The sequence below is a fragment of the Prevotella corporis DSM 18810 = JCM 8529 genome (assembly GCF_000430525.1).
Lineage (GTDB): Bacteria > Bacteroidota > Bacteroidia > Bacteroidales > Bacteroidaceae > Prevotella > Prevotella corporis.
Genome location: NZ_AUME01000014.1, coordinates 1 through 11,822, shown reverse-complemented (window position 1 = coordinate 11,822; position 11,822 = coordinate 1). Strand labels below are relative to the sequence as shown.

Annotated in this window: 8 protein-coding genes; 2 read left to right on the top strand and 6 right to left on the bottom strand. The window is 45.7% G+C overall.

All coding sequences use genetic code 11. The features are described from left to right. Nucleotides 1–50 precede the first annotated feature (50 nt). From H515_RS0104510 to H515_RS0104500, 3 genes are all read right to left on the bottom strand, one after another. A complete protein-coding gene (locus H515_RS0104510) occupies nucleotides 51–257 on the bottom strand; it encodes a helix-turn-helix domain-containing protein (RefSeq protein WP_025877604.1) in 207 nt (68 codons plus the stop codon). 856 nt (nucleotides 258–1,113) lie between these two features. Beyond that, nucleotides 1,114–3,693 carry a hypothetical protein gene (locus H515_RS0104505; RefSeq protein WP_051274659.1) on the bottom strand — a complete coding sequence of 860 codons (2,580 nt, stop codon included), beginning with the start codon at nucleotides 3,691–3,693 and terminating at the stop codon, nucleotides 1,114–1,116. Between the two features lie 4 nt (nucleotides 3,694–3,697). After that, nucleotides 3,698–4,558: a GLPGLI family protein gene (locus tag H515_RS0104500; protein ID WP_025877599.1), complete on the bottom strand. Its 861-nt coding sequence runs from the start codon at nucleotides 4,556–4,558 to the stop codon at nucleotides 3,698–3,700. Nucleotides 4,559–5,288: 730 nt separating this feature from the next. Between H515_RS0104500 and serB the strand changes: the two genes are divergently transcribed. Together serB and H515_RS0104490 are read left to right on the top strand one after the other, a co-directional pair. Next, the gene (gene serB, locus H515_RS0104495; RefSeq protein WP_025877597.1) at nucleotides 5,289–6,527 is read left to right on the top strand and encodes a phosphoserine phosphatase SerB; all 1,239 of its coding nucleotides are present in this window, start codon (nucleotides 5,289–5,291) and stop codon (nucleotides 6,525–6,527) included. Nucleotides 6,528–6,602: 75 nt separating this feature from the next. Next, complete coding sequence (locus H515_RS0104490; protein WP_025877595.1) at nucleotides 6,603–7,328, top strand: nitroreductase family protein; 726 nt, start codon at nucleotides 6,603–6,605, stop codon at nucleotides 7,326–7,328. Nucleotides 7,329–7,448: 120 nt separating this feature from the next. Here H515_RS0104490 and H515_RS12970 read toward each other — a convergent pair whose 3' ends face one another. The 3 genes from H515_RS12970 to H515_RS15195 all read right to left on the bottom strand — a co-directional run bounded on the left by H515_RS12970 (nucleotide 7,449) and on the right by H515_RS15195 (nucleotide 11,531). Further along, nucleotides 7,449–8,504 carry a DNA/RNA non-specific endonuclease gene (locus tag H515_RS12970; protein WP_051274657.1) on the bottom strand — a complete coding sequence of 352 codons (1,056 nt, stop codon included), beginning with the start codon at nucleotides 8,502–8,504 and terminating at the stop codon, nucleotides 7,449–7,451. A gap of 53 nt (nucleotides 8,505–8,557) precedes the next feature. Further along, nucleotides 8,558–11,311, bottom strand: a complete 2,754-nt coding sequence (locus H515_RS0104480) for a TonB-dependent receptor family protein (RefSeq protein WP_244870061.1) — start codon at nucleotides 11,309–11,311, stop codon at nucleotides 8,558–8,560. 94 nt (nucleotides 11,312–11,405) lie between these two features. Further along, nucleotides 11,406–11,531 (bottom strand): hypothetical protein, encoded by a 126-nt coding sequence (locus tag H515_RS15195; protein ID WP_262499238.1) that lies wholly within the window; start codon nucleotides 11,529–11,531, stop codon nucleotides 11,406–11,408. Nucleotides 11,532–11,822: the final 291 nt, after the last annotated feature.

The following is an 11,822-nucleotide window of genomic DNA, read 5'->3' as shown; positions in this document are numbered from 1 at the left end:
TTATCGGAAGTTCTACAACATACTTGCTAAGACAGAGAACTACGAGTTTATCACACTCTTTCGTTTTCGTCCGTAATTAAATCCTTGAGGTTAACTTCTAAAATCTTTGAGATTTCAAGAAGCGTCTCTAAATCGGGTTGGTATTTATTCCGAGCATAGCAATTAACAGTACTAAAGCTCTTACCTAACTGTTTTGCCAGCCAAGTTTGTGAAACACCTTTGCTATCTAAGACTTCTTTAATCTTGTTTAGTTTCATAAATTCACCGAATTTTGCTGTAAATATACATTATATTTTGCGATAAACGTTATAAATTAAGCTATTTTTGTAAATTATTCCAATAGAGCGATTGTTATTTTGTGTAGTTATTGTCCCTTAGCTGCAGAGTAGAGTTGTTTGACGGCAAACATATGCATTGCAACAATTAGAACCGTTGCCAAATCATTGCCTCTATTGAGGTGAGAAACTCATAAAATGCTCATTTTTTAGCTATTCATAAGTTTTAGCAGAATTTTCGACAAAATGAGGGATTGTGGCACGGAAAAAACCTGTCAATCTTGTTGCGATGCCTCAGACTTTCATACCATATATATAAGGTGTTCGGGACGAGAAGTGAGGCTTATCGGATGAGAAATTTGAGCTATTCCGATGAAATGTTGGTGATGTTGCAACGCGAAGGTGGTCCTTTTCGTGCGGTGCGCTGGGTAGGGCAGGCGTCAGTTTAATTAGGAGTCTCTAATTGGTAGTTTACGAGTTTTGAAGTTGCCGAGTGGACTTGTTATTTGTAGCGATAAGCAATAGCTAATTTAATAGATAATGATTTGAAAAATCATTACATACTTTCAGATAATTCCTCTACAAATAATGATAAAAATACGTTTTAAAAGCAAGTTTGCAATCAACAGAGAATCAATTAGTTACCAAACAGTAAGATAAAAGGTGCTTAATTGGGCTTCAAAAGGGCGTTAGTTAGGCCTCAAAAGGGCACCTATTGCAAGTTAATTAGGCATCTTTTAGAAGCTAAAAGAGCATGTATTGGTTTTGAGTTGTCGGAAAATTATTTACAAGTATCGGTAGTGTGCGAGTAAACTGTTTGTAGAAAATGCTGATGTTATTACAATCTCAGCTGTATGCGGAGTAGTAATTCACGTCCACGTAAAGGTAGGAATGTGTTGAAAGTATTGATACCTGTATTCTGCGTAATACTGTAAGATTTGCTGTTTAATAGGTTTGTCCCAGATACTCCCAGCTCCCACACATTATTAATTTTGTAGTTGAAGTCTCCATCTAATAGGCTACATGTATGGTAATGTCCATCCATAACTTCGTTTGTCAGATTATAAAACTTCATTTTTAGTTCCAACTTCTTTGTAGGGAAGAGGTAAAGAGCTGCATTGGTTGTATAGGACGAAAGAACATCCAACTTCATGATACTACTCTGTTCCCAGTAATATTTAGCTGTAAAAGCGGCTGATAGGCGCAGCCAAGATATCTTTTGGAAACTTGTGGTGAGCGTTCCTGAAGCGTGATGAGAATGGTTATTGACCATAACACCTGATTGTGAAACAAGATAAGAATCTCTGTTATATGTCGCATCAAACTTTAAGGAAACGCCTATGGGGATGAAAGTCTTATCCAACATAGCATTTATAGCAATGTTATGCCGGTGGTTACTGCCTCTTACCCACTTCATAATCGTCATTGAATCGTTGTACTCATAGTTGCAATAAGCCTCGCTTCTTGTATCAGAGTAGGTAAGTGAAAGGTTTGCAAAGAGCATCGTTGCGAGATTACGATAGCGGAAATGGAGCGAAGTGTATAGGTGAGTGGACTTATAAACGTCATTTCCTGTAACCTGTATGTTTCTGTATCCCTCTCTTAAAGGCTTCAAAGCATAGAAATCAAGAGAGTTGTCATCTGTAGAGATTGAGGAAGATAGGTTTACTGTCAGTTTGCTCGTCAGTACTTGTTGTAATGTCAAGTAGGGTTTAAATGCTATGAAGTTGCGTGCAGACAGTTTGTTGTTCTTCTCTGAAAGGCTGATTCTTGTCCATTCAATAGGAAGTCCAAAGCTAACATAGCTTTGCTTTGTATATTTCCATGTGTAGCCTGGTTCACCTTGTAGTTTGAATGTACGATGATAGATATCACCTTGATAATTGTACGAGTTTTTCCTGTAATAAGCTCGTAAGGATATGTCCAAATCATTTCCGAGTGTAGGGATTGAAGTTGTGATACTGTTTCTGGTCATAGTTGACCGTGTTGCAAAGCATTCTGTAACATTATAGAGTGGTATGGAATCAGAGGCTGTTGATAGTTCTTCCCTACGGTCAGTGTATCTAAGGAGCGAGTGGATTTGCAGCATACTTTTCCCTAATTTGAAGGAAGAATACAGATAGTTCTTGATATAAGACGGTTTTATACGTATCTGTTCAGTAATTCCAATACCATTCGTGACTACTTGATTTTCGGTTGTCTGTCGTCCAAAGGAGTATTTAAGTTCGTCAGAAAAGAATCTATGCGTGCTATTTTCTTCGTATTTCAGTGTTGGTACGATGCGAAATATGCGTTGCTTCATCCATTCTGACGTCTCCAACGTAATAGGAGTAAGTCCTCCATAATAGTTTGTAGTCGACTGATTATATCCAGCATGATCCTCATAAAGAAGAATGTTACTGCGTAGTGTTATGTCTTTCGATAGTGTAATGATATTATTAAAACCTGCGCTATAAGACTTGTTCTGTAAGTATCGCTCTTGTGGGAGAGCCTCTTGGCTTATATCTTCTTGCAGAACACCCTGTGGAAGTGGCTCGTATGCATCGAGATTATAGACATCAATGTGCTCTTTAGTTTCTTTAGAAAGGTCTTTTCCCGTGTTACTCATCTTGGCAGAAACAAGTGTTTGCGAATGTTTCATCACCTGTGTGAGAAACAACTGATTGTCCCAGATAGTGGGTTTGACGCCTAAGCTACCAGTAATCTCCCCAAAAGGACGAGCCTTGTGGTTCTTGTCAAGGCGGATATTTAATGCTGCTGATTCTGATGGTTTGCGTCCTTGCATCATCTTTATTGGTTGATGATTCTCCAAAACTTCGACATTACGCACCGCATTAATAGGCATATTGCGGGTTGCTTGAGTATAGTTGTTGCCCATCATGTCCTGTCCTTCAATATAAAACCGGTTGATTGCACGACCTTGATAAGACACTGAACCGTTTTCAGAAACCTTGATTCCCGGTAGTTTTTTGAGTACATCTTCTAAATGACGGTCACCCTTCTGCAGAAAAGAACCAACGTTGTAGACCAGTGTGTCACCTTGTTTTCTTATAGGAGAGAGTTTTACGACGACTTCTTTTAGTTCCACCTGCTTGCAAGAGAGTAGGATAATAGCTGGCTGATTTGTAGTCTGATGGATGTCAGCTACGTTTATTTTCCGTTTACTGTAACCAATGAGTGTGAACATTAGTACATCCTCTTGGTGTGCTGTGAGGCTGAGGTTGCCCCTTCCGTCAGCAATTTTATAGCTTAGCATCTTGCCCTTTGGAGTTACTATGCGGCACATTACATCTGCTAACGGTTGGAGGCTGGCAGAGTCCCTGACCTCAATCGTCAGCTTTACCAGCGCTTCATCCTGCTGTGCAAAAAGGGTGAAAGAGGTGGTAAGGAGGTAGAATAAAAGAAGTATCCGTCGCAAGATGTTATTCTAATTCTATCGGATTGTAAGGCTTTGCTTTCACTGTTGCTGCAACATCAGCCGATACGGTAATGCTTCCATCTCCTGTTAAGGCTTTTATAGGGTCGGCACAATAGTTCTTATACATTTGTCTGACAGTCTTTCGAGTGCTCTTCGTCACAGCACTTTTGTCGTACATGTAGATCGGAGTATAGCTCTTTACCTTCTGTAATCCTGTCAAGGTGAAAACGAAGTTGTCTTGTGTGTCCTGTACTTTAAAGATGAGTCCAGGTAATCCATTGAACTTATAGGGTCCGTAAGGCAGTTCTACTTCAGGTGCATACCAAGCTATGTAATCTCGCCCAAAGAGCCTTGTCTTAGCCTTTTGACACTGATATCCGGCAATAGTACTGTCTCCTTGCAGTAATTCCCACTTCAGTTGAGGAGCTTCTTCTTCATATTGATACCTTTGACTTATTCCTGGCTTGCGTTGAATAAACTCTTTTTTAGTCTCTCTATTCAGCAGGATGAGTTCGCGTAAGCCTATGCTTTTCAATGCTCCGAAAAGTTTAGGACACGATGAAGTTGCCTGAGATTCCCCTCTTGCAATTGAGGCGGAGATAGAGTCGAAGGTAAGTTGTCCATAGTCAATGAACATATTGTGTTGCGTACCGATTCTTAGAATTGTTACTGCCGTACGTTTTGCATCAGGAAACTTTGCGTCTTTTGCATACTTGTATTCATAGGTTATCTGATATTGTGCAGATTCATATTGCACCGTTTTTGTCGTATCCCATCGCCCTTCTAATTTCGAGAAGTCCAGTGTTTGGGCAGATAGACAAGTCGTGCTGACGAGAAGAATAAGTAAGATTATGTTTTTCTTCATACTTTTAAATGTTTAGAGTTAATAAATTGTTGTTTAGATTTATGTGATTTATTCACTGTATTACAGCTGCAATGTGTTTAATCTTTATAATTTACTTGATTATTTGCTTACAAATATATATATTGAGAATGAATATTGCATATTATTTTTCATTTTTTAATATTGTTTGGTAATCGTTTGCGTAAAAGGTGGCTATTCAGTGGTAGTGACCTATTACTAATTTTAAGCGGGTAATTGTCAAGTCTATTTCTATTTTTCACACTTTAATGATTAATATTATCGTTTGCTAAAACTTAAACAACATATTCCTTATACTGAATCTCTTTTCAATAGATAGTATTGTGTTGTCTTTGTAAAAGTAAGCTTCCTAACCAAATAAGATTTGTTTTCTTATGGTAGTATAGTTCTTTTTAAACCATAAATTACCCGTACACCAGTAATATATTACAAGGGTGTTAGCCCTCCGCACCATTGGTGCTTACCGCTAACACCACACGTGCTGGGTAACAACACATCGGTATAAGTTGGAAAATAAAATCCTGATTGTACTTAAAGATAATATATAAGGGACAAATGATAAACTTGTATATGGGAAGTATTCGCTGATAAGACTAATTTATTAATTACAGTGGTATTTCTTTATTTCAGGACGATGTTGGAGCGTTTGCGAAGGAAAATCTTGCCCACCTCATAATAAGTTTGTACATTTGCAGTATAATTTCAGGAATTTATGAAAGGGAAAAAGATTATTCAGGAAGAACAGATTTTGATTCGTATCAACGGACAAGACCGTCCGGGACTCACGGCAAGCATCATGTCGATACTGGCACGCTACGATGCGCAGATTCTCGACATGGGCCAGGCCGACATCCACTCAACGCTATCGTTGGGCATCCTCATACGTACCACCGACGACAATTCAGGAAAGGTGATGAAAGAATTGCTTTTCAAGGCCACGGAACTGAATGTGAACATCGGCTTCTCGCCCATTCCCGATGACGAGTATGAGGAATGGGTCGATCAGCAGGGTAAGAACCGCTACATTCTCACCATCATCGGGCGGTCGTTGACGGCACAGAACATAGGCGCCGCCACACATGCCGTATCCGAGCAAGGTATGAACATCGACTCCATCCGCCGTCTGACGGGTCGCCAGAGCATCCGCCGTCAAGACAGCAACGTGCGTGCCTGTATCGAGTTGTCGCTTCGAGGCACCCCCCACGACTACGACGAGATGCAGGCGTCGCTCATGGCAATGAGTCACGAGCAGGGCATCGACTTCTCATTGCAGAAGGACAACATGTACAGGCGTATGCGGCGGCTCATTTGTTTCGATATGGACTCCACGCTCATCCAGACCGAGTGTATCGACGAGCTGGCCAAATGTGCCGGAGTGGGGCAGCAGGTAGCCGACATCACAGAGCGTGCCATGCGTGGAGAGATTGACTTTCGTGAGAGTTTCACCGAGCGTGTGAAGCTCCTCAAGGGCCTCGATGCAAACGTGATGCAAGGCATTGCCGAGCGGTTGCCCATCACCGAGGGAGTTGACCGTCTGATGCGCGTGCTGAAGAAGTGCGGCTACAAGATTGCCATCCTCAGCGGTGGCTTCACCTATTTTGGCGAATATCTTCAACGGAAATACGGCATCGACTACGTTTATGCCAACGAGCTGGAAATCGACGAAAACAACAAGCTCACCGGCCGCTACCTCGGCGAGATTGTAGATGGGCGCCGCAAGGCCGAGTTGCTCAAGCTCATCGCACAGGTGGAGAAGGTGAATCTGGCCCAGACCATTGCTGTGGGCGACGGTGCCAACGACTTGCCGATGATTTCGGAGGCCGGACTGGGCATCGCCTTCCATGCCAAGCCCCGTGTTCAGGCCACGGCCGAGCAGAGCATCAACACCATCGGACTCGACGGCGTGCTCTATTTCCTCGGATTCAAGGACAGTTATCTCGGCGATGAGTGATGTTTCCGATTCGCATCGGTATGATTCCATCTCGTCGTTGCCCACTGAGGGAATGACGATTCATATATCAAGCCTATGACACTACAAGACATTCTGTTACACAGGCGTGCCATCCGCCACTACGATTCCTCGCAACCCATCGACGAGTTGCGGGTCAGAGATTGTATCAAGCTGGCCGCCCTTGCGCCCACCAGTTCCAATATGCAACTGTGGGAGTGCTACCACGTCACCGACAAGGCGGTGCTCTCGAAGCTCGCCGATGCCTGTCTCGGTCAGCTGACGGCTACTTCGGCCAGTCAGATGGTGGTGTTCGTCACCCGGCAGGACAAGTATCGCCAGCGTGCCCGCGACGTGCGGGAGTTTGAAATCGCCAACATCCGCCGCAACAGTCCGCCCGAAAAGCAAGAGAAGCGCATCAAGAAGTGGAAAGCCTACTACGGTTTTCTCATGCCTTTCCTCTATTCGCGCTGTTTCGGTCTGGCCGGACTGGGTCGCAAGATGCTGGCGCAGGTAGTCGGTCTGTTCCGTCCCATCGTGCGTCAGGTGTCCGAGGGCGATGTCAGGGTGGTGGTCAACAAGAGTTGTGCGCTTGCCGTGCAGACGTTCATGCTGGCCATGAGCGAGGCAGGCTACGACACCTGTCCGCTTGAGGGCTTCGACAGTGTCTTGGTGAAGCGTGCGCTCGGTTTGCCGTACGACTGCGAAATCAACATGTTGATCACGTGTGGCATCCGCCTTCCCGACGGTGTGTGGGGCGACCGCTTCCGCATACCTTTCTCAGAAATCTATCACCGCCTCTGATGGCCCGTCTCCAACGAGACCTTTCCCAACGGCAATCGCCCTCCGCACTGGTGTAAAGCACTGCGGAGGGCGATTGTTGTTGTTATTCTTGCCGTATGATTTCGGGGCTTTTGAGCACTGTCAGAGGTCGCCGACGGTGCTTTCCACGCTGTTCTCCACGTCGTCGGGGAGTGCTGCGAAGAAGTCGATGCCAGTGATTCGTTCAATCTCATCGACGGTTCTCGCCCTTTTGTTGTCGTCTTTGTGGCCCTTGCTGTTGCTGCACAGGAATCCGACGGCCTTGGGGTGTTTTCCTCCGACGAGCACTACCTTGAAGAACGCTTCTGGCACGGTTATTCGGTTTTGCCCAATGGTGGGGTAGTCGGTGTGCGGGTCGATGACGGGTCCGCAGACGATGAATATCTCGCCGTATTTCCTTGCCCATTTTCGGCATTTCATTTCTACGTCGTTCCAATCGCCGCTGTTGACGCTTTGGTCTTGTGGGCACATGTTGGTGAGCAGGAACGACTCGTACATGGCTTGTCTGTCCCATTTGTTGTCGCCGGCGGGGCACATGTGTCCGCGGCTCCACTGGCTGCCTTTGTAGTCGGCGAGTGTGGCACGTGGTTGTGGCACTTCGTCGTCCTCGTGGAATGCGTTGCGTGGTCGCTTGACGTCGCCTTGTGCGTGGTCGGCGGTGAGCCTCCATGCCACCCAGTTGGGCAGGCGTGTCTGTCGGTTGTATGATGTGGTATAGGCCCGTCGCTGCAGCATCTGCTCTTCTGTGTTGGTCATCGGGGCTGGTATCTCCAGTCGGTTGGGGTCCAGTCGTTTGTTGGCGTTTGTGTTTTCGGTGGTTTGTCGTTGCTCGCCATCGGTGCCCTTGGTGGTGAGGTCGTGGGATTGTTCGTCGTCGGCTGGCAGCTCGGTCGGCTGTTGTTGGTGGTCGTCGCGCGGTACAATTTTGTAGTGTCGGTTGAAGACGAGTGCTGTGGCGATAGCCAGTAGTGCCATCCCCCATCTGTAGTTGCTCGTTTTTCTGCGGCGTCTTGTCATTTTGTTGTCGTCGTGTGGTTTCTTTTTCGGTTTTTTGTCGTTGTCGTTTGCCGTCTGTTTTGCGGTCGGCGGTCGTCTGGTCGCCTTGCCACGGCTGTGCGGCGAGGGTGCCGGTGGTCGGTTGTGTCGGCAATCGTGCATGGTCAAGGTAATTCTTGGCAATCAGCACATCAGATTTCATCGTCAGACCATGCCTATCTCTTTTTGGGATTCACGTTGAATCTGTAGGACAGGGTGAGCATCACATATCTTGGAATGCTGTTGCGCCATGTTTCGGTTCTTCCTTGTGCATTCATAAGATACTGGGTGTTCGACAGCTGATGAAGCAGGTCGAAGCCTTGGAGCTTGGCGAGCAGCCTTCCCCTTATTATTTCTCGTGTCAGCTGGGCATTCCATATCCAGTCGGTGGTGTTCATCTCCGATTGCTGGTATCCGGTGCGGGCAAACATCGTTATGTCTGTTGTGAGCTGGAACTCGAAGGGGAGCTGCACTTGTGCGTTCATTCCCACATTATAGTCGCCAGCGTGGATATTGTCGAATCCCTCTCGTTTGCTGCTGATGAGGTAGTAGTTTCCTCCTCCGTGAAGCGTCAGCTCATATCTGTCGTTGGGTCGGTAGTTTATTTTTAGGTTGTCTCCTATCTTCCAGTTGTTCACGATGCTGCGCCGGCTCTCTGCCAATCCGCCAACGCTGGCCATATCAACGTTATGGTTGTAGTCAGCAATGAGTTGGTTGCCGATGGTGAACTTCTGCTTTTTGTCGAGCGTCCTGCTGAAGTCCACTCCGAAATTGTATCTCCAGTTGCCATTCACGCTGACGGGCTGAATGGTGGTGACACCTGTCTGCTTGTTGAAGGCCAGTGCATAGGCCGTGGCATTGTCTGTCTTATGATAGCCCATTCTTATGCTAAGGTTCAGTTGCTTTGCCCCTCTGAAGGTTTTGCTGGCATTCACATCGTAGTGATGGATGTCCTTCAGTTCTGGGTTGCCGAGTACGATGCGCAGCGGATTGCTGTCGTCGCGATAGCCCACCATTGCCGTCAGGTCGGGCATTTCCGAATAGATTTTTGCCGTCAGCTCCCAGTCTTTTTCTCCTCTGAGCCACAAGTCTGGCTCGAAGAACCATTTTTTGCGGGTAACGTCATGGCGTCCCATTCTGTCGTAGTAGAGATGTGCGTTTGCGAGGCGCAGTGGCAGGTTGATGAGCACTTCGGCATCGATGAGCTTTGAGTGTAGGTTCATGTAGTGGAAATTGAGTCTGTGCTCGTTTCTGTACTCACGGTATTGATAGGTGTTGCGTTCATCTGCGACTGTTTTCAGGGCGTCGATTGCTGACGGTAGGAGGTCGTAGCGGCTGTTGTCCCTGCCTGATAGCTTGTCGAGCCGGTAGAGCATGTTTTCCGCTTTGTTATAATTGTAGGTGTATGTATAGCCGGGTTGCAAGTGAATGTTGCCGGTGCCATAATCATAGCTGATATTGGATGACAGGGTCAGGTTCTGGTTGAGTGCGTCAAGATAGTTGTTCCGGTAATCCCGCGGCTGTTGGCCTGTCATGCTCCGCAGGTCGTCCATCGTGAATTTCTCCTGTGTGTTCCTGTTCAGCTTCAGGCTTACCCCCCATCTGACCATGTCTGCAATTATCCTGTAGTTGCTTGAGTGCTCCAGGCTGAAGTCGAAGTTATCCGATTTCAGGCTGTTTGCAGAGAGCATGCGATTGATGGGCGATGTTTCATCCGACGTCTCGGTCTCGTCGCTCCCCAGTCCATTCCTGCGCAGATACGAGAGTATCAGGAAGTTGGTGGTTGAATAGACGTCTCCTTTTATCAGCAGGCTGTTGTTGGTTTGCCAGTTGTCGGAGCTGCTCATGAAACAATTCCTGCTTTTCTGATAGGCATCGCCTCCTGTGAGGAATGTCTGGCTGTTTGTGGCTGACTGTATGTCTGCGTTGGTGTGCGTCCAGGTGTTGTCGGTGCTGAACCATGAGAACATATTGCCTAAGAAGCGGATATAGCTCACTCCGGCGGTTTTCGTCGTGAGCAGTCCGTTGCCTACGTCTTGTGGCGACCATTCTCCCGAAAGTGCCGCGCGTTGATTGTCATTCAGGTTATTTATGTTGACGAATGCGCCGAGTCGTTCCTTCTCTGAGAACTTCATGCCGAAGAGGCGTGCCTGATAGCGTTTCTTCGTTCCGGCTCCGGCCTCAATGTTGCCCATATAGCCTACGGCGTATTCCTTTTTGAGCCTAACGTCCATGACGTATGACTTGTCGCCCATGTCTTGCCCCATCATTCTTGAGGCTGTTCCTTCCTGATCATAGACCTTCACCTTGTTGACTGTGTAGGAGGGCAGGTTCTCCAGTGCGAGTTTGGGATTTCCCGCAAAGAATTCCTGTCCGTTCACGAGCAGGCTCTGAACGTACTTTCCGTTGACGTATATTTCCCCGTCTTTTGTCAGCGTGGTGTTTGGAAGCTTACTGATCAGCGCATCCAGCATGCTTCCCTCCGCAAGGTTGAATGCGTCTGCGTTATAGACTATCGTGTCTCCTTTCATCACCATCTTCACTTTTGTGGCCGTCACCACCACTTCGTCGAGCTCCTTGTGCTGCATCTTGGCCATTCTGATGGGCTTAACGCTGATGGAGGCCTCGCGGCTGCTTCTGATTTCGCAGTTCACGAATGTATCGTAGTAACCCTCGTAGGTGGCTTTTAAAATATACTTGCCTGTCGGCAAGACTTTTCTGAATACATAGAAGGCCACCGTTCCACCCATATACGGATCTTCCTCAACTGATGCTGTAATGGTGTCAACGACCACGCTGTCGGCCGTCATCAGCGTAACGAAGGCGGGGATGGCCTCCCCGGATATGTTCTCAACAACCCTTCCTTGAATGGAGTGCTCCCTGTCTTTGGCGTTTGTTGGCAGCGTGAAGAGCACTAAGCAAAGAAACATACCAAATGTTTTTCGAGGGAAATAATTTTTCATATATCAAGCTTTTATGTAGATTTTAAGGATTTACATTTTAAGATTATAATGTAAATCCTAATTATATTGGTTCGTTATGTCCAGGTTTGACAATTTCAACAGTGAGATATATTTCCTGAATATTATCCGCAGATACATTAATCGGAATAGCTAAAAACAATGCAATTACTATAATGATTTTATTCATAGTTGTTTGGTTCTGATTATTTAAAAACAAAATTAATCTTTTCGTACGAATTTAACAAAAAAAACGATTACAAATTTTACACTTTCTTAAAGAAAAAGTGTAAAATGCAGATTATCAAAGACTTGTATCTTGACAAAAATGGTTTATTGATCACATTTCCCTAATATTTTTATCAATTCCCTTAGCTCCATCTATGCCAAATAGCTTCTTATTAATAGCGGATCGGATGTTTGTTATACGCTGATTTTTCAAATTTAATAAGGTTGCGATTTCCGAAGGACTAAAGTAAAG